Annotated in this window: 16 protein-coding genes; 1 reads left to right on the forward strand and 15 read right to left on the reverse strand. The window is 35.4% G+C overall.

The window, feature by feature from the left end; all coding sequences use genetic code 11:
* Positions 1–384 precede the first annotated feature (384 nt).
* Positions 385–570, forward strand: a complete 186-nt coding sequence (locus ACLBWW_RS00340; RefSeq protein ID WP_000461129.1) for a hypothetical protein — start codon at positions 385–387, stop codon at positions 568–570.
* 468 nt (positions 571–1,038) lie between these two features.
* Here ACLBWW_RS00340 and ACLBWW_RS00345 read toward each other — a convergent pair whose 3' ends face one another.
* The 15 genes from ACLBWW_RS00345 to spoVS all read right to left on the reverse strand — a co-directional run bounded on the left by ACLBWW_RS00345 (position 1,039) and on the right by spoVS (position 18,720).
* The gene (locus ACLBWW_RS00345; protein WP_048545938.1) at positions 1,039–2,025 is read right to left on the reverse strand and encodes a choloylglycine hydrolase family protein; all 987 of its coding nucleotides are present in this window, start codon (positions 2,023–2,025) and stop codon (positions 1,039–1,041) included.
* A gap of 214 nt (positions 2,026–2,239) precedes the next feature.
* Positions 2,240–3,601, reverse strand: coding sequence for a sensor histidine kinase (locus ACLBWW_RS00350; protein WP_447613886.1), 1,362 nt, complete (start codon positions 3,599–3,601; stop codon positions 2,240–2,242).
* The gene (locus ACLBWW_RS00355) at positions 3,589–4,251 is read right to left on the reverse strand and encodes a response regulator transcription factor (protein WP_048545941.1); all 663 of its coding nucleotides are present in this window, start codon (positions 4,249–4,251) and stop codon (positions 3,589–3,591) included. The genes ACLBWW_RS00350 and ACLBWW_RS00355 overlap by 13 nt, the downstream gene beginning before the upstream one ends.
* Before the next feature lie 41 nt (positions 4,252–4,292).
* Positions 4,293–5,051 (reverse strand): lantibiotic immunity ABC transporter MutG family permease subunit, encoded by a 759-nt coding sequence (locus ACLBWW_RS00360; protein ID WP_048545942.1) that lies wholly within the window; start codon positions 5,049–5,051, stop codon positions 4,293–4,295.
* A gap of 1 nt (position 5,052) precedes the next feature.
* A complete protein-coding gene (locus ACLBWW_RS00365) occupies positions 5,053–5,805 on the reverse strand; it encodes a lantibiotic immunity ABC transporter MutE/EpiE family permease subunit (protein ID WP_098124174.1) in 753 nt (250 codons plus the stop codon).
* Positions 5,806–5,808: 3 nt separating this feature from the next.
* Positions 5,809–6,513, reverse strand: a complete 705-nt coding sequence (locus ACLBWW_RS00370) for a lantibiotic protection ABC transporter ATP-binding protein (protein WP_048545945.1) — start codon at positions 6,511–6,513, stop codon at positions 5,809–5,811.
* Between the two features lie 258 nt (positions 6,514–6,771).
* Positions 6,772–8,715 (reverse strand): DNA mismatch repair endonuclease MutL, encoded by a 1,944-nt coding sequence (gene mutL / locus ACLBWW_RS00375; RefSeq protein ID WP_046957389.1) that lies wholly within the window; start codon positions 8,713–8,715, stop codon positions 6,772–6,774.
* Between the two features lie 8 nt (positions 8,716–8,723).
* A complete protein-coding gene (gene mutS, locus ACLBWW_RS00380; protein ID WP_048545947.1) occupies positions 8,724–11,396 on the reverse strand; it encodes a DNA mismatch repair protein MutS in 2,673 nt (890 codons plus the stop codon).
* A gap of 181 nt (positions 11,397–11,577) precedes the next feature.
* Positions 11,578–12,120, reverse strand: a complete 543-nt coding sequence (gene cotE / locus ACLBWW_RS00385) for an outer spore coat protein CotE (RefSeq protein WP_001288802.1) — start codon at positions 12,118–12,120, stop codon at positions 11,578–11,580.
* 125 nt (positions 12,121–12,245) lie between these two features.
* On the reverse strand, positions 12,246–12,677 hold the full coding sequence (locus ACLBWW_RS00390; protein WP_000649386.1) for a RicAFT regulatory complex protein RicA family protein: 432 nt from the start codon (positions 12,675–12,677) through the stop codon (positions 12,246–12,248).
* 3 nt (positions 12,678–12,680) lie between these two features.
* On the reverse strand, positions 12,681–14,210 hold the full coding sequence (miaB, locus tag ACLBWW_RS00395; protein ID WP_087985036.1) for a tRNA (N6-isopentenyl adenosine(37)-C2)-methylthiotransferase MiaB: 1,530 nt from the start codon (positions 14,208–14,210) through the stop codon (positions 12,681–12,683).
* A 429-nt stretch (positions 14,211–14,639) separates the two neighbouring features.
* Positions 14,640–15,506, reverse strand: coding sequence for a 2-oxoacid:ferredoxin oxidoreductase subunit beta (locus ACLBWW_RS00400; RefSeq protein ID WP_000190158.1), 867 nt, complete (start codon positions 15,504–15,506; stop codon positions 14,640–14,642).
* Complete coding sequence (locus tag ACLBWW_RS00405) at positions 15,493–17,250, reverse strand: 2-oxoacid:acceptor oxidoreductase subunit alpha (RefSeq protein ID WP_048545957.1); 1,758 nt, start codon at positions 17,248–17,250, stop codon at positions 15,493–15,495. The genes ACLBWW_RS00400 and ACLBWW_RS00405 overlap by 14 nt, the downstream gene beginning before the upstream one ends.
* Positions 17,251–17,477: 227 nt before the next feature.
* Entirely contained in the window at positions 17,478–18,401 is a 924-nt protein-coding gene (locus tag ACLBWW_RS00410) for a dipeptidase (RefSeq protein WP_048545959.1), read from the reverse strand.
* A 58-nt stretch (positions 18,402–18,459) separates the two neighbouring features.
* On the reverse strand, positions 18,460–18,720 hold the full coding sequence (gene spoVS / locus ACLBWW_RS00415) for a stage V sporulation protein SpoVS (RefSeq protein WP_000404341.1): 261 nt from the start codon (positions 18,718–18,720) through the stop codon (positions 18,460–18,462).
* Positions 18,721–18,804: the final 84 nt, after the last annotated feature.

An 18,804-nucleotide genomic window follows, 5' to 3' on the forward strand; every position in this document is an offset into this window, starting at 1 on the left:
TTCATTTTCCTTTCATTTTTTAAGTTAGATTGAATTTTTATGAGAAAAGTTTCAGTTTTTTTTCATTTTCCTTTCAGTTGTGAAACAGCATTAAATGTTCCTAATAACCTAATAACACTATAATCTCCCGCATTATATTATCAGGAAAAATCTATATAAACCATATTATAAAAACAATTTATAACGAATATATATGCAATATTTCCTTCCCTAATAAATAAAAGAAGCATTATCATATATTTCTCACATTGTTTTCCTTTGAAATATTTCAGTAGTTACGTAATTTAATTCCATTAACCTATATAAATAACTAGTCCAAAAAAAATCTATATGCATATCATGTTATAGTAAAGAATTCAGGAAATCCTAAAAGGAGGCATTTTCATGTTTGAAGATAAATCTAAAATAAATTACCCATATGAATTTACTGAAACTACAACAATCCCGCTAAAAAACCCCATCAATAAAACTTTCAAAAACGGCTCTGGTACACATACTTTCCCAATTAAAAAACACTATAAAGAACAAGTGTTATATACGGAAAAAATTAATAATAATAAAAATAAATAAGCGTATAGTTCTTCATTTTGACGCTGCATAGTTACGTTTTAAGTAATTTATACTTTTTATACAGCTCATGTACTTTTAAAAAGTGCTGATATACAGCGCTTTTTTATACATAGATAATAGAAAAACAAAAAAGGTATGGATATTTCCCACACCTTTTTTGTTCTTTACTATTTATAAATGGAGTACGTCCATGTTCATTTTACCTAATAGCACTTTAATGGGCCTTCTAGAAGAAATAAGTTTCTTAGCGTTTTTAGAGATATTCAGGATAATACTATTCAAATACATTAGGCAATAAAGTCCACCATCACTGCACCTTAGCCAATGCTTCTACCAGCAAAGTTTTACTCGTTGGAGTCATTGAAGAAAGGAGTAGATCTATGGTGAATCACAAAGTTAAAGAAGTACCCAAGAATTATATAGGCATTATTGCTCTATTATATTTACCAAACATTGTTTCAAAGCTACCTAGTTTTCATAAAATATTTTTTGTTTCCGTTGGAACGGATAGGCTTTAATCTCATTTGTATCTAAATTTTCATGAAATAAATGAATGGCTATAATTTGTCTACAATCGTAGGTATGATAATAATATGTTCCGGACTCCATACACATTACGCTTGTATATATGGTATTATCTAATGCACCTTCTTCTGTTATTACTCCGCCTTTAGGAACCTCGCAATTTGATAAAATATGAAATAGGGCCGATACTCCCTCTTCTTCACTATCTATACCTTGAATGTTTTGTTTGCCATATGCTGCTCGCACAAACCTTGATGGCGGTGTGAAATCCCCTGGAAGTCCCATTGAGCCTGAGCCCTGACCAAAAGCACTTAATGGTAAGTTACTCCACTCAGTTGGCGCGAATGGCTGCGATTTAAGGCCTATATATTGTCTTAAATTTTGCAAATGCCAATTAAACTCCGGACTATTCGTCATCACTCCTAGTGGGTTATCATACATTTTTAATCCTTCATTTGTCGGCTCCAGTACAATACAATCTCCCCATTTATCCGCTAAAATCCAATGTAGTGGTGGCGTAAGTCCTAAATCCGGTAATGGTATATCCAAAAAGGTAAGGCTATCTACAGATTTCTTTAACTCTTTGACAGAATTGAATTGTGTCAGACTCCAAGTCACAAAATCAAATGGAGCCAAATTCGTTTTGTTGTCATCTATGCTTTGACTATAAGCAGCGAATCCTGGAAAATAGAGTGTTGCACATGTCATACCAGCTTCATTTACTCCGTCCGCCATAATGACCCTTCCGTGATGATTAATCCCCATTCCGACCGTAGCATGTTTCGTATTAATAATTTCACCAGTTATATTATTCCACTGGTAATGTCGAGGAATGATTATTACTTCTTGATTCATATCTAATGTGAAGTCCATCGTTCTTGCAAAAAGATGCTGACCGTTTTTTGTCTGTAATGTCAAACTAGTACACATAAAGAACACCCCGTTTTATGGTTTTATCTACACTTTACATAATTCTGATAAATCTGTAAATTGAAAACCTCTTTCCTTACAAAAAAATTGAGAAGGCACATATAAAGTACAAATAGGTTGAGGTTATCTCTAGTTTATAAATGAATTTTTAAAATGTAGTTGCAAAAGAATTATATTAAAAAGGAGCGACTTATTATAATCTGTACCCTCTCTACTACGCTGATATTTCCAAAACAACTTTTGCACCGTGCAGCTTTTCCGAATTACTTAAGTAAAGGTTTCCACCGTGTTGCTTTGCAAAGCTTTTAGCAATGTATAACCCCATTCCATGATGATCTTTGGAGTTTCTACTTTTATCTCCTCTATAAAACTGCTCTGTAGCTGAATGCATTTCCTCTTCTGTAAACCCTCTTCCTGAGTCCTCTACAATAAATTGCAGTTTTTCACTAATCATTTCCACTGAGAACATCAAGTCACCCTTTGTTGGAGAATATTCAATTGCATTCATCATTATATTCATAATTGCTCTTTTCAAAGCGGTCTCGTCAATAGGAATAAAATTTGGTATGTCCTGAACATTTTCAATTAGATTTAACCGTTTGCCTAAAACACAAATTGCACTTTCTTCTATAATATTACGAATAAAGTCGCGGAGATCTGTTTGCTTGAATTGAAGTGAAGCGCCTTCCTCACATTTCGTAATATCGAGCAAAGATTTCATATATATTTCCATCTCATCAATACTTTTCAAAATATGCTCATTACATTTCTTCTGATTTGAATCTAGCATTGATTCATTTAATAGCTCTGCATTCCCTCTCAATATCGTTAATGGCGTTTTAATGTCATGTGCCAAAGCAGCAATCTGCTCTCTTCTATTTGTTTCCATATTCCACTGTGTACGTAACGAATGATTTAATTCATCTTTCATTTTTACTAAAGAAGTTAATACTTCATTCACTTCTTTTATTTTAGATTGTTCCACTTGAAAATCTAAATCTTCCTTTTGAATTTTATCTGTTACATTTCTCAAAATCAGCATTTCCTTTGACAATGTTTTACCAAAAGAGCGAGATAGAAATATCACTTCGGCAACAAATAATAGAATAAAAAGAACAATTTCACAAACTTCCGGACTTGGTAAATACTTCTTCAAAAAAGGATTTTTAAAAGTAGCATGTAACGTATATAGAATGACACAAATATCTTTATCACGTTCTATAACTGCATAGTAGTACTTACTATCACCTTTTTCATCCTTATGTATGTTATTCCATATTTGTCCCGCATAATCTTTATTAATACTCCCTTGAATAACGTTTCCAGAAAAATCATACACAACATATTTATATTGCTTTAAAATTTGATCATCGTCCTGCTCCGCTTTAACTATAGCATCTCTTTGCGACTCAATCTGCTTTTCATAATAATTTGCTGGCAAGATTACCTCTGCGTTAACTCCAACTTGGAATAGAATCATAAAAAAAGTAACTAATGTAATCGTCCCTATTGAAAATGCAAAAATATACTGTATTAAAATCTTACTAAGATTGACTTGCTTTTTCACTTTCTCCATTTATAACCAATTCCCCATACTGTTTCTATTGGATTCATGTTATGCTTACATAATTTTTGACGGATATTTTTAATATGTTCCACAATTACTTGGTTATCACTTTCTCCCTCATAACCAAAAACATTTTCGTAAATCTTTTCTCTTGAAAATACTTGTCCATGATTCAAAGCTAAATATTCGCAAATTCCATACTCACTTTTCGTAAATGCGATAGATGTATCGTCATGCCATATTTCTTTACATGACAGATGAAATGTAAGACCTGACAGGAAAAATGCATTTTGCTTTTCTCTATGCTCACGCCTTACATGTGCGGATACCCTCGCACGCAGTTCTCCAATTCCAAAAGGTTTTGTAATATAGTCATCTCCACCCAGACTAAGCCCTGTGATCAGATCCTTCTCCATTGTTTTGGCTGTTAGAAATACAATTGGACTATCAACCAAATCCCGTATTTCCTTACAAAGTGTAAAACCATCTATTTCTGGCATCATGACATCTAATAGAATTAAATCATAATGACAAAATTTCTCCTTTGGTATAGTAAGAGGATTACTAATGGCAGTTACCTCATGGCCTTCTTTCTCTAAAGCACTTTTTATAATATAAAGGATGCCTTCTTCATCATCAATTGCTAATATTCTTGCCATATAGAATCCCTCCTCTCACTTCCATTATAATACAAATGCACTTACATTTCTTTACGGCCTTCATAAAAGGAAAACCATACAAGGGAAATAACAAATGCAATGATCGTGAAACAAACGCAAATCACTGCTCCAATTTTTTCCTCTACTTGTAAGACATAAATAGAAGCGGGACTCAATTTGTGCTCCAAAAAATAATTGCATAATCTCACACTCCACGCACATGGCGTGTATTTCCAAATCACATCTCCCATCCCTGTAAGCATTAAAGCTACCAGCAAGCTTTCTATAATTCCAATCCCAATGGAAGCACCTTTACTAAAGCGAAAATTTAAGAACAGATGCCATATATACATAAAGATTTGACAACCAAAAAGAATGAAGGAAATTTCAACATACAAAGCAAATGGAAAGTTATTTTCTCCCAACAGAGAATGAAACCCTGCCGCAAACCCAACGACTGCCAACATAGTTGAACAAAACCCACATATTAAAAGTAAACATACTTTACTAATAAATGCTTTACGCCTTCCGTATTCCGTTGATAAAAGTTCTTTAAAATTCCCTGCCACAGCCTCCTGTTCCACAACAGAAGAACACACAATGCTAATTAGCAACGGAAAAGATATCGATAATACTTGAATATATCCTGAAACCTTATTTATAGAATCAACTTTTGAAATGGAATAATAACTTAAAAAAAGAGCAATACCGATGATTGGCATCGCTATATGTATCCAGAAAAAAATCGTATGTTTCATTTTTATAAAATCAGCTCTTACTATCCTCGACAAAACCGCCATATTATTTTGCCTCCTGCTTTTCAAACCATTTTGCCGTCATATAAGTAAACAAAAAGAACAACACGACAGAAATTGCCACGCCTGGCAAAATTACATCGTAGGAAAGGAGTTCTGGTTTGAACGTTACACTTCCGGTTTCTGCATATAGACCATTTGGTAGTATTTTTAAAATAGGAATCATAAGTCTACTTGGATATGTGTATGGACTAACCATCCAAATATTTTTTGTTGCCAATACAACTCCAAAAATTCCATTTGCCCCTATATTCAACAGAAGCGTCGGAAATAGCCCTATTTTGTTACCTAAAAACAAGCAGAGTGGAATTTGCCACATAAAAGTAACGATTAAAAGAACGCTTCCTAATAGCGCATTTACTGTAGGAATGATTCGGAAGTTCTCCTTATTTAATAGTAAACTAGATAACTGGATTCCACAGAAAAAAAGTATGCATGAAAAGCTCAAAATCCCTAAAATTAGTAATACTTTAGAAATCCATACTCGTTTTAATGAAACTGGTAACGATAAGATAGAACGATTATTCATTTTCTTATCTTTCTCCGCAAGAAGTACACAACTTAAAGAAATCATTCCTGGAAGCATCGTAATGTACCACCAATTGTAACTAGATAATTGAAAATAATCCGCCGATAATAAAAAAGCAATTAGTATTGTGGCAAATGGAACTAGCCATATAAGTTTGCTCAAAAAAGTATGTTTAATTTTAATTTTTTCAGATGCAATATATAAATTCATTTCTTATGCCTCCCTTCTATACTTTCCAGCCACTTGTACAAATAAATCTTCCAGGTCATCATCCTTATTCAGTTTCCCCTGATACCCCAATACACCGCCTGAGATAATCCCAACATGATCTGCAATTTGACTTACTTCGCTTAAAATATGACTGGATAAAATGACAGTAATTCCTTTTGTGGGAAAGGAAAGGATTAATTTTCTTAATTCCTGAATCCCAAAAGGATCTAGTCCATTCATCGGTTCATCTAATATTAAAAACTTCGGATGATTCAGCAATGCAATCGCAATTCCCAATCGTTGCTTCATCCCCATAGAGAATTCCCTCGCTTTTTTCCTATCTGTATTCTCTAGCTCCACAACATGCAATACTTCATCAATCCTTGATTTAGGTAATCCTAAAACAGTCGTACGAACCAACAGATTTTCTCTTGCTGTTAAATTTTCATAAAGTGGCGGAGACTCAATTAAAGCACCAATAGAATGTAAATCTTGCCGCGTCCATTTATGACCATCAAAATAAACCTCACCAGAAGTAGGTATAAGCATACCTGTTATCATTTTTAAAGTTGTCGATTTCCCTGCCCCATTAGGACCTAACAATCCATAAATTGCATATTTCGGTACAGAAAGCGAAATATTTTGTACTACACTTTGCTTTCTAAATGTTTTGCAAAGATTCTTTGTTTCTAACATCATCTCATTCATCCTAAACTTCCTCCTCGTATATTGTAATTCTAGAGTAAATGACAATTATAAGGATTCTATAAGGAAAATGAAAAAACATAGAGAGATAGGAAATGTTTTTCAAATGCGATATGTATGAAACTATGTATTCATATAATTTTTCTATACTTGGCTAGGATTAAGAATTTTTTAAAAGCTCTTAAACTAAATGCAAACAAAAAGAAGCGATTTATTTCATCGCTTCTTTTTTATTAAATCATATCCAAAATAACAGTATCCCTACATAACCCTCTTAAACATCTTCTCCAACTCATAAGTAGAATGATGCACAAGAATCGGTCTTCCGTGCGGGCATGTGTATGGATTTGTTGTTGTACGTAATTCTTCCAGTAAAGCAAATATTTGATCGTTCGTTAAATATTGATTTGCTTTAATGGATGCTTTACAGCTCATCATGATGGCTGCTTCTTCACGCAGTTTTTTAATATCAACTTTTTTTAGTTTAACGACTTGTTCCATCATTTCATCGATAATTTCTGTTTCTTGTCCTTTCGGGAACCACGTTGGATGCGAGCGGACGATAAAGGATTGATGACCGAATTGTTCTAAAAATAATCCAACTTTTTTCAGTTCTTCTAGTTGCTCTTCGACACGTAAAAATTCAGTAAGAGATAGGTCAATACGGTATGGTACAAGCAGTTCTTGTACTTCTTGCGCTACCCTTCCTACTTTATCCCGGAAGTATTCATAATTAATACGTTCCTGCGCGGCATGTTGGTCAATCATATATAAGCCTTTATCATTTTGAGCGAAAATATATGTTCCATGCATTTGTCCAATTGGATAAAGTGGCGGTAAGTCATTACCGTTCATTTCAATCTCTTCTATTTCCTGAACTTCTTCTTCCAATTCCTCTAATTCAAAGTCTTCATCGTTACTGTTCCACGATTTCTCTTTTTGAATTGGTTCTTCCATTATCGGTTTAGTAGATGGTTGCCAACTTTGTTCTTCTCTTACGAGCGACTGTGGTGGTTGCCATTCTTGCTTTGGCGGTTGCCACAGTTGTGCTGGCTGTTTCACAGCCAGTTGTTCTTCTCGTTTTTCATCCATGCCAGTCGGTAAAACGATGTCCGGCATAGATGGTTCTTTCGGCTTCGCATGCTCAAACTGAAACTGTTCTTGCACACTTTCATCTTTTTCTTTTTTCTTCGTTGTTACACCTGCATCTGGAATGAGCTGTATTTTTTTGAATGCCGATTGCAATGTTTCTTCGATAAGCTTTAGTAATTCTTGTTCTTTACTAAAACGAACTTCTAATTTCGCTGGATGTACGTTAACGTCAACAAGCATTGGATCCATTTCAATCGATAAGAAGCCGATTGGATATCGTCCGACTGGCAGTAATGTATGGTATCCTTGCTGAATGGCTTTCATTAATACGAAATTTCGAACGTAACGGCCATTTACGATCGTTGACATATAATTTCGAGATGCTCTCGTTACTTCTGGTAATGTGACATAGCCTTTAATTGTAAAATCTAAAGATTCAGCTTCAATTGGAACAAGCTTCTTCGCAACTTGAATGCTATAAATTGATGCAAGTACTTGTCTTACATCACCATTTCCTGATGTATGAAGCAATTTCTTTTCATTATGAAACAGCTTTAATGATACTTCTGGATGTGACATTGCAATACGATACACGATATCTGTAATATTCCCAAGCTCTGTATGAATGGTTTTCATATATTTAAGACGCGCTGGTGTATTAAAGAATAAGTTTTGTACTGTAATATCTGTTCCTTTTCGGCTCGCTGTTTTCTCCTGCTTTATAATGTCTCCACCTTTAATCATAAGGTGTGTACCAGGCGCATCACCTGTGCTAGTGATTAATTCTAATTCACTAACTGAGGCAATACTCGGCAATGCCTCACCGCGGAAACCGAGTGTTCTAATGCGAAACAGGTCGTTTTCATCTTTAATTTTGCTCGTCGCATGTCGTTCAAAAGCGACGATACAATCTTCTTCTGCAATGCCATCCCCATTATCAATGATGCGAATTTTTGATAAACCAGCTTCTTCTAAGTGGATTTCAATAGATGTACTATTCGCATCGATAGAATTTTCCACAAGTTCTTTTACGACTGAGGCAGGGCGCTCTACTACTTCCCCTGCCGCAATTAAGTTAGAGAGTTGATCATCGAGTTTGCGAATTTTCCCCATCTACTTACTCATCCTTTCTTTAACTTTTTCTGCAAGCGATACAGTTCGTTCATCGCCTCTAAAGGTGTCATATCAAGTAAATCAATTTTTTTAATTTGCGCAAGTACTGCCGTTTCTTTTGCATCTAGAACTGACTTGTCTTGTTTTTTCGAAGACTGTTCTCCACCAAAGAATGATAATTGCGATTCTTCCTCAGTCTCTACTTTCGTCTCTTGTATTTCTGCTGGTTCTTCTTTTACAACAGCTGGTTCTGGAGCCACTTCTTGTACTTTCACTTCTGTACGCTTTGGAATAATAATTTCTTCTTGTCCTTCTAGTTGCGCTAACACTTCTTTCGCACGAGCGATTAAGCTATCTGGAAGCTCCGCAAGTTGCGCAACGTGAATTCCGTAACTTTTATCAGCTGCTCCATCTTGGATTTTATGAAGGAATACTACTTTTCCGTTCTCTTCAATAGCTGAAACGTGTACATTCTTCAATTGTCCTAAACTTTCTTCTAGCACCGTCAATTCATGATAATGCGTAGAGAATAACGTTTTCGCACCAATTTGGTCATGAATATGTTCAATGATTGCTTGTGCAAGTGCCATACCATCATACGTAGATGTACCGCGTCCAATTTCATCGAATAAAATTAAACTTCTTTCTGATGCATTTGCAATTGCATTTTTCGCTTCTAACATTTCGACCATAAATGTACTTTGACCCGAAATTAAATCATCCGCTGCACCAATTCTCGTAAAGATTTGATCGAATACAGGTAATACCGCTTCTGTTGCTGGTACGAAACAACCAATCTGTGACATAACAGTTACAAGTGCTAATTGTCTCATATACGTACTTTTACCAGACATGTTCGGTCCTGTAATTAAAAAGACATCCATCTTCTCCGGCATAATACAATCATTCGGTACATACAATTTCCCGTTCAATACTTTTTCAACGACAGGATGACGACCATCTTTAATAAAGATTTCACGCTTAGTTGTTAAAACAGGTTTTACAAACTGTTCTTCTTCACTAACTGTCGCGAAACTTTGCAGTACGTCTAATTCACTAATTACTTTCGCTAAATGTTGTAATTTCGGAATAAATACTTTGACTTCTTCACGAAGCACTGTAAATAAATCGTATTCTAATTGTACAATTTTCTCTTCTGCTTCTAAGATTAATGTTTCTTTTTCTTTCAATTCATCTGTAATGAAACGTTCCGCATTAGCAAGCGTTTGTTTACGCTCATAGCGGCCTTCTGGAAGCGCTGCAAGATTCGCCTTCGTCACTTCAATGTAGTAGCCGAAAATACGGTTGTACCCGATTTTTAACGATTTAACTCCTGTAATATCACGCTCTCGTTTTTCAAGCTCAGCGATCCACGTTTTCCCGTTTTTACTAACGTAACGATATTGATCAAGCTTGTCATTATAACCGTCTTTAATAATATCTCCATCTTTAATAGAAAGCGGTGGGTTTTCTTGAATACTTCTTCCTAGTAATTCAGTTAAGCTCTCACATGGATCCGCACCTTGAATTAACCTTGCTGCATAAGCATTATCTAACAAACTAATCGCTTCTAAAATAGCCGGTACTTGAAGTAAAGATCGTCTTAACTGTAATAAGTCCCGTGCATTGACATTACCAAATGCAACTTTCCCTGCTAAACGTTCTAAATCATATACTTCTTTTAATTTTTCTTTTAAATCTTCACGTAAGAAGTAATCATTTACAAATGTTTCAACCATTTCTAAACGCTCTTCTACTTTTTCTTTTTGAATCAGCGGACGTTCCATCCACTGTTTTAACATACGACCACCCATAGCTGTTTTCGTTTTATCTAATAGCCATAATAATGATCCTGTTTTTTCTTTCGTTCGAAGTGTCTCTGTCAGCTCTAAATTTCGCTTTGAATGCACATCAATTTTCATAAATTGATTCGTATAATAAATTTCCACTGGTTGCAAATGGTCTAACGAACGTTTTTGCGTTCTTATCACATAGTTAAATAAGCGTCCAACTGCTTTAATTAACTTTGCTTGCGAAACGTTTTTCACAAGATGTTCTAACCCTTCCGGAATCGTTGTTGCATCTTCATACGAAATCGTCATTTTTAATGTTGCAGTTAATTTATTTAATTCATCTTTTGAAAATGTAGAATCTACAACAATTTCTTTTGAACCAGTTGCATACACTTCTAATAAAATATCTTCTACTGAACCTGTTAACAACGTTACTGTATTTTGTCCAGTCGTTAAATCATTACAAGCTAAAGCATACGATCCATCTTCAAAATGTGTTAATGCTGCTAAGAAGTTATTTTCTTTCTCATCAATAGTACGCCCTTCCATCATCGTTCCTGGCGTAATTAGTTGTACGACTTCACGGCGCACTACACCTTTAGCTGTTTTTGGATCTTCCACTTGCTCACAAACAGCTACTTTATATCCTTTTTCAACAAGTTGTTCAATATAATTTTTAGCTGCATGATGCGGCACACCGCACATCGGTATACGATCACTACTACCACCATCTCGGCTCGTTAATGTAATTTCAAGTTCATGAGCTGCTTTAACCGCATCTTCAAAGAACATTTCATAAAAATCACCTAATCGGAAAAATAAAAAGGCATCTTGATAGTCTGCCTTAACCTTTAAATATTGCTGTATCATAGGGGTATATTGCGTCATACTTTTCCTCCATAATTCTTACATAGTAATCAATTTTCATATATGTCACACTTCACGGACATCCATATCTCCTATTTCAGGAGTCTTTCCTCATTATAGCACATTTCATAAGGAATCATGTTCATTCAAGCATCACTTATGTAAAGTAAAAAGCTAGGAAGAACTTCTCCCTAGCTTTCTATTACTCTTCTTCTGCATCGACGATAAAGTTCGGATCTAATTCTTCAAACTCATCATCATCGACTTGGAAATCCTCGTCTGATTCTACACAGCCTTCAGGATTTACACTTACACAAATTTTCGTTTCCCCAACTACTTCTGTTACAAATTCACGTTCTACAGTTACAACAATTTTATTACCATTTGGTGATACAAGAGCTTCTAAACAATTTGGTGGCTGAATGACACGAGCAATAATTTCTAAATCATCACCAGAAAAGTTTTTATCACGATACCCAATACTCACTTCATCAGTGTAGTTCACACGTTCTGTTACAACTTCTGTCTTTGTATTACCATCAAATGAATACCAAGTGTTCACATCATAGAAACCTTCAATTTCCACATGCTTTCCATTCTTTCTTGCTTCGTACGAGTGGTTAATTACCCAGCACCCTAAAATACTTGTTGGCTCATTATTCGATTCACATGTATGCGTTGACTTTGTATACTTACGTCCTTTTCCAACCACTGCTTTTGTAATAATCTCTCTAAATTCGGACATTCGTAACCCTCCTCAATCACTATTCACTTAATCATATGCGTGACAATAGCGGAATGTGTCATTCTTTTTTCGAGAAGAACTTACGTTTAACCCATTAAAAAAAGAGATGTCAATTCGACATCTCTTTAACAACCACAATTTCCTTTTTTACTTTCTACCGCTGCGCCCGTTTCACCCTTCAATACATCGCCATTAGTTGAAATTAATATTTCATCTGTTACGTTGTTAGAAATCGTACTTGCAACTAGCTGTAGTAAGTCATTTACATATGTTTGTGAAGATTTAAATTCTTGCACAACTGGAATACTATCCAACTTATCTTGCAATGCATCAATGTCAGCTTCTACTTTTTTCAAAGCTTCCCATTTCCCGTAATGCTGCAAGTTTACTGCTTGTTTTTGCAGTGCTTTAATTTCATCAATTGCGCGCTTTACATTTTCATTTTTATGAATTTGCGCCTCTGCTTTCTTAAAGAAATCAACTTCTTCTGTTTCAGAAATCATTTTTGCTAATTCTTTCGCTTGTTCAACAATTTCATCTTTCGAATATGCTTTCATCTATTATTCCACCTCAATCGGCTCTTCAACTAATTCCCCGTTAAGAGACCAAGTTTTTGCTTCCGTTACTTTTACTTTCACAAGCTGACCAATTAAAGATTTTGAAGCGACGAAGTTTACAAGTTTATTCGTACGAGTATAACCTGCGAGCACTTCTGGATTATTTTTACTTTCCCCATCAACTAACACTTCTACAATTTGACCTTTGTAACGATTATTCTTTTCAATTGCCAACGTATTTACTAGTGTATTTAAGCGTTGAAGACGTTCTTTTTTCACTTCCATCGGTACATTATCTTTCATTTTTGCAGCTGGTGTACCTTCGCGCGGAGAATAAATAAAGGTAAAGGCAGTATCAAATCCTACTTCACGATATAACGACATCGTTTCTTCAAATTGCTCATCTGTTTCATTCGGGAAACCAACGATAATATCAGTTGTGAATACTGCATTTGGAATTGCTTCTTTAATTTTTCTTACAAGTTCTAAATAATGCTCACGTGAATATTTGCGCGCCATAATTTTTAACATATCTGTGCTTCCAGATTGAACTGGTAAGTGAATATGTTCTACTAAGTTTCCACCTTTTCCAAGCACTTCAATTAAGTGATCATCGAAATCACGTGGATGGCTCGTTGTAAAACGAATACGGGCAATATCAACTTTACGAAGTTCGTCCATTAAATCGCCAAGACCGTATTCAAAATCTTCAAAGTCTTTACCATATGCATTTACGTTCTGGCCAAGTAATGTAATTTCTTTATAACCATTCGCAGCTAAATGACGAATTTCTTGGATAATGTCTTCTGGACGTCTGCTTCGCTCTTTTCCACGTGTATACGGCACGATACAATATGTACAGAACTTATCACAGCCATACATAATATTTACCCAAGCTTTAATATCACCACGGCGTACTTTCGGAAGGTTTTCAATTACATCCCCTTCTTTTGACCAAACTTCAACTACCGTCTCCTTCGAGAACATCGCATCTTTAAGAATATACGGCAATCTATGAATATTATGCGTTCCAAACACCATATCTACATGCTGATTTTTTTGCATAATTTTATTTACAACAGATTCTTCTTGAGACATACAACCACATACACCAATTAAAAGGTCCGGATTTCTTCTTTTTAATGACTTTAAATGACCTAGTTCACCGAAAACTTTATTTTCAGCATTTTCACGAATTGCACAAGTATTTAATAAAACTACATCTGCATCTTCAGTTGAAAAGGTTGGCTCATATCCAAGTGCGGTGAAAATACCCGCCATTACTTCCGTATCATGCTCATTCATTTGACAACCATATGTACGAATATAGAACTTTCTTCCTGTACCAAAATTGCGAAATTCTTCAGATAAGCCAAAATCCCGTTCAATTTTAACTTCTTCTTTCCCTCGTTTTTTCGCGTCTTTTAAGGAAGGTGGTTGGTATACACTTTCAAAGTATTTACTATAATCTTTCTCTTCTTTTTTCGTAGAGGAATTTGCTTGTCGACTTGCTAATCGTTGTTGCTCGTTCATTGGTAATCTCCTTTCACCCTTAACTATACACACTCTATAGTCCATTTTAATGCGCTTTGACTCACCTCAAAAATGGTTAGATAGCTTGAGAGATAACTTGTCCTTTGAAACTTGAGTAATCAATCTAATCATTCATAAGAATGAAGTCTTCCCCACACAAATAGACATTCCCTTTTCATACTTCTTTTTGTCCTATCCAAAAGCATATTGCTTTATCCCTATAAACATTACCATAGTATGAAGCGTTGCGCCAATTTTAACAAGAAAAAGGCTCTGTCTGATCTTACATTTCATCAGCAATGAACTCGCCATTTTCATACAACGATTTATATATTATTTTACCATTCTGAATTTTCTAAGTAAACAAGACTATCCTATATTTTTTACTCATAAAAAAAGGTTACCAAATGGCAACCTCCTCTTCTTACACTACATAAATTCAGCTACGAGTTCATCAAACATTTTCTGATCCATATTTAAATCAGCTTGCACTAAAGGCTTCTCACTATAGCCTTTTACAAGTTCTTGGTATGAAGGTTGCGCTGTATTTTGATATATTAAACCTGTTACTAATCCGTTATTTTCCATTAACGTTTGCATAGCCATCATGCGATTAGATGGATCATATCCCTCTACTGTACTTAGTTTTGTTAAATTCTCTTTAAACCAATCGTAAGTATTTACTTTATTGTAAGTAACACATGGGCTGTATACGTTAATTAATGAAAATCCTTTATGGTTAATACCAGCTTCAATAATTTGTGTTAGTTCTTTTAAATCACTTGAAAAGCTTTGCGCCACAAATGTAGCACCAGCTGTTAAAGCCATTTCCATAACATTTAGTGACGGTTCAATTGAACCTTGTGGTGTGCTTTTCGTTTTAAATCCAGCTTCACTACGCGGTGAAGTTTGCCCTTTTGTTAATCCGTAAATTTGGTTATCCATTACGATGTACGTAATGTCGATGTTACGACGAATAGAATGGATTGTATGTCCCATACCAATCGCAAATCCATCACCGTCACCACCTGATGCGATAACTGTTAAATCACGATTTGCCATTTTCACACCTTGTGCAATTGGAAGGGCACGACCATGAATACTATGCACACCATATGAATTAATATAACCTGAAATACGACCTGAACAGCCGATACCGGAGATAACAGCAAGTTCATCTGGATTTAAACCAACGTTAGCTGCCGCACGTTGAATTGCAGCTTGCACCGAGAAGTCTCCGCAACCTGGGCACCAGTTTGGTTTTACGCTGTTACGAAAGTCCTTAAATGTTGCCATTTAATACAACCCCTTTTTTGCATTCGTTGTAAATCTCTTTCGGCAAGAATGGGTTCCCATCATATTTTAAAAGACTAGAAATTTTCTCACCGTTACCAAGATTCATTTTCATAATGTTAGCAAGCTGACCTGTTGCGTTGTTTTCTACCACTACAACACGCTTCGCATTTTTCACAAGTGGATCGATTTCAGCTGTTGGGAACGGGTGAACTAAACGTACATGAGCATGGTTTACTTTCATACCCTCTTGTTCTAAGCGCTCCATTGCCTCTTCGATTGCACCACGAGTTGAGTTAAACCCAACAAGCAATACGTCCGCTTCTTTATGCTTAACATTTTTATAGACAGGGGTGTTAAACTTCAAGTTCTCCATTTTACGGAAACGTTTGTCCATTTGATCTTTACGGTTTATTGCTGATTCAGATGGTTTACCAGTTTCATCATGTTCTACACCTGTAACATGGTGAACACCATTTTTCATACCAGGTAAAACACGTGGTGAAACGCCATCTTCGGTTACTTCATAACGCTTGAAGTATGCTTTATTTTCACGTTCTGGTAATTCCGCTTCTAAATCAAGCTTACCGCGACGAATTTCCACCTTATCTAACGTAAGCGGTTCTACAGTTTGTTTTCCTAGAGAAAGCTGTAAATCCGTTAAGAAAATAACAGGTACTTGATATTCTTCAGCTAGGTTAAATGCTTCTACAATATCATAGAAAGCTTCTTCAACTGTACTTGGCGCCATTACGATTTTTGGAATCTCACCGTGCGTACCGTAAATCATCGCCATTAAATCCGACTGCTCTTGTTTCGTTGGTAATCCTGTACTTGGACCACCACGTTGTGTATCCACAATTACTAATGGTGTTTCTGTAATCCCCGCTAAACCAATCGCTTCCATCATTAAAGATAGACCCGGACCAGCAGATGCAGTTAATGTACGAACACCAGCATAGTTTGCACCGATTGCCATTGTACAAGCTGCAATTTCATCCTCAGTTTGGATTACTGTTCCGCCAACTTTTGGTAATTTTTTAATTAAGTATTCCATAATTTCAGATGCAGGTGTAATTGGATATGCAGACATAAAGCGAGCACCACCAGCTACCGCACCAAATGCGATTGCATCGTTTCCAATCATAAACATGCGTTTCTTACCATCAGCTTTTTCAAGCTGCATCATGTTAACTTTCTCACCTAGCAACTCTTTCATATATTGAGAGCCACGTTTAATTGCGTCCATATTCTTTTGAACGACTTGCTCTCCTTTACGACCAAAGATCTCTTCAACAACATTTAAATAAGCTGTTTCATCTAATCCTAATACCGCACTTGATGCCCCAACAGCAACCATGTTTTTCATTAATGATGTACCTAATTCTGAAGCAATATCTGTAAACGGTATCACATATAGATTTACATCTGTATTATCAGGTATTGTTGGATTAAATTTCGCATCCGCAACTACAATTCCACCTGGACGTAGTTCGTGGAAGTTAAAATCAATTGTTTCTTGATCAAAAGCAATTAAAATATCTAAATCATCTGAGATCGCGCGTACTTCTGTTGTACTTACACGAATTTTATTATTTGTATGGCCGCCTTTAATACGTGATGAGAAGTGGCGGTAACCGTATAGGTAATATCCTAATCGGTTTAATGCAATACAGAAGATTTCTCCTGTACTTTCAATTCCTTCACCTTGTTGGCCTCCAACTTTCCATGAAAGTTGACTAATCATCTCCTACACCCCTTTTGGCTGCATTCATTGTAGTGTATTTTTTTACAGTAATAGTTTAGCATTTTTTATACAAATAAACTACAACGGACGCAAATTATGCCTCTTCTGATTTCCCTGAATCTTTAGTATAAAGCTATTTTGTTTTTCATTCTAGTATTAGGTCTTAAAAAAAGCAATAATATCAAATGAATTAATTCTAATTTTTCTGGATTTTTAAAACAAAAATCTTAAAAGCTTATATGTTCAACAAAATTATCATATAAAAATCGCTCTACAGTAGATGCAGCATAGTGTTTACAAAGCTCATTAATTACATTTTCATATTCTCCATACGTTGATACATTTACAACTGTTTCTAATATCCCATCAAAATCCGAACCAAACCCTATATTGTTCTCTCCACCTAATGAACAAATATATTCGATATGTTTTACTATATCTGCTATATTCGCTTGTTTTTCACTTATTAGAAACTGTGGTACGAAAGTAACACCGATCATGCTATTTCGCTTTATAAGAGCTCTAAGTTGTTCATCGTTTAAATTACGTGGGTGCTGACAAAGTTTCGTACAATTAGAATGGGAGGCAATAGGATTTTTTGCAATTTCTATCACATCCCAAAAGCTTCTTTCATTCAGATGCGACACATCGGTCCATACATGTAACGTATTAAGTTCTTGTACAACATGTTTACCAAAGGTCGTTAAACCCGCCCCACGTGTCTCTAGCGCACCATCAGCTAATAAATTGGCATAATTCCATGTTAGTCCAAATGAACGTACTCCTAGACGATAAAACAACCGTAATTTCATTGCATCTTTTCCAATTGCTTCGCATCCTTCTAGTGTTAATATCGCTCCAATCTCGTCCTGTTTTAACATGTTAATATCATCTTTTGTCTGAATAAACTTTACACCCGGTAATGATAAAATTTCATTATAAAAAATATCTACCATTTGTAATGCCACTTCAAATCGTTTTTCGTATAGCACCGTTTCTGGCACATATATAGCAAAACATTGTATACTTCCTTTTCTTTTCTTTAACTGTTCAAATGTAATATGTAATTGCGGATCGTTCTTAAAATCCTTTTTCCCCTGTGCACTCCATAACCGAAAGAGTACATCACAATGAGCATCAAAAATTTTCATTTCCATTCCTCCATTATAAAAACAACCTGTTTGCATACTGCAAACAGGTTGTTTAAACTTAACGAGGTTCTACAATTAATTTTATTGCTGTACGCTCTTCCCCATCAATCATAATATCTGTGAACGCTGGGATACAAATCAGGTCTAAACCACTAGGCGCTACAAATCCTCTTGCAATTGCTACTGCCTTTACCGCTTGGTTCAATGCACCTGCACCAATGGCTTGAATTTCTGCTGTTCCGCGTTCGCGAATAACACCTGCAAGTGCACCAGCTACAGAATTAGGGACCGACGTTGCTTTAACTTTTAATATTTCCATTCCGCGTTTCCTCCTCGTTTCTATAAAAAGTATTAGCAATTATTTCACTTTAACTTATATTCACGAGGAATGACGCGTATTCCT

Source organism: Bacillus sp. M5A3_1b, assembly GCF_053345335.1.

Excerpts from the sequence above, each read along its gene's own strand:
- mutS (WP_048545947.1), bottom strand. The coding sequence starts at position 11,396 with ATGACGCAATATACCCCTATGATACAGCAATATTTAAAGGTTAAGGCA.
- ACLBWW_RS00410 (WP_048545959.1), bottom strand. The coding sequence starts at position 18,401 with ATGAAAATTTTTGATGCTCATTGTGATGTACTCTTTCGGTTATGGAGT.
- ACLBWW_RS00340 (WP_000461129.1), top strand. The coding sequence starts at position 385 with ATGTTTGAAGATAAATCTAAAATAAATTACCCATATGAATTTACTGAA.
- ACLBWW_RS00360 (WP_048545942.1), bottom strand. The coding sequence starts at position 5,051 with ATGGCGGTTTTGTCGAGGATAGTAAGAGCTGATTTTATAAAAATGAAA.
- ACLBWW_RS00370 (WP_048545945.1), bottom strand. The coding sequence starts at position 6,513 with ATGAATGAGATGATGTTAGAAACAAAGAATCTTTGCAAAACATTTAGA.
- ACLBWW_RS00345 (WP_048545938.1), bottom strand. The coding sequence starts at position 2,025 with ATGTGTACTAGTTTGACATTACAGACAAAAAACGGTCAGCATCTTTTT.
- ACLBWW_RS00350 (WP_447613886.1), bottom strand. The coding sequence starts at position 3,601 with ATGGAGAAAGTGAAAAAGCAAGTCAATCTTAGTAAGATTTTAATACAG.
- ACLBWW_RS00355 (WP_048545941.1), bottom strand. The coding sequence starts at position 4,251 with ATGGCAAGAATATTAGCAATTGATGATGAAGAAGGCATCCTTTATATT.
- ACLBWW_RS00405 (WP_048545957.1), bottom strand. The coding sequence starts at position 17,250 with ATGATTAGTCAACTTTCATGGAAAGTTGGAGGCCAACAAGGTGAAGGA.
- miaB (WP_087985036.1), bottom strand. The coding sequence starts at position 14,210 with ATGAACGAGCAACAACGATTAGCAAGTCGACAAGCAAATTCCTCTACG.
- ACLBWW_RS00365 (WP_098124174.1), bottom strand. The coding sequence starts at position 5,805 with ATGAATTTATATATTGCATCTGAAAAAATTAAAATTAAACATACTTTT.
- spoVS (WP_000404341.1), bottom strand. The coding sequence starts at position 18,720 with ATGGAAATATTAAAAGTTAAAGCAACGTCGGTCCCTAATTCTGTAGCT.
- cotE (WP_001288802.1), bottom strand. The coding sequence starts at position 12,120 with ATGTCCGAATTTAGAGAGATTATTACAAAAGCAGTGGTTGGAAAAGGA.
- ACLBWW_RS00390 (WP_000649386.1), bottom strand. The coding sequence starts at position 12,677 with ATGAAAGCATATTCGAAAGATGAAATTGTTGAACAAGCGAAAGAATTA.
- mutL (WP_046957389.1), bottom strand. The coding sequence starts at position 8,715 with ATGGGGAAAATTCGCAAACTCGATGATCAACTCTCTAACTTAATTGCG.
- ACLBWW_RS00400 (WP_000190158.1), bottom strand. The coding sequence starts at position 15,506 with ATGGCAACATTTAAGGACTTTCGTAACAGCGTAAAACCAAACTGGTGC.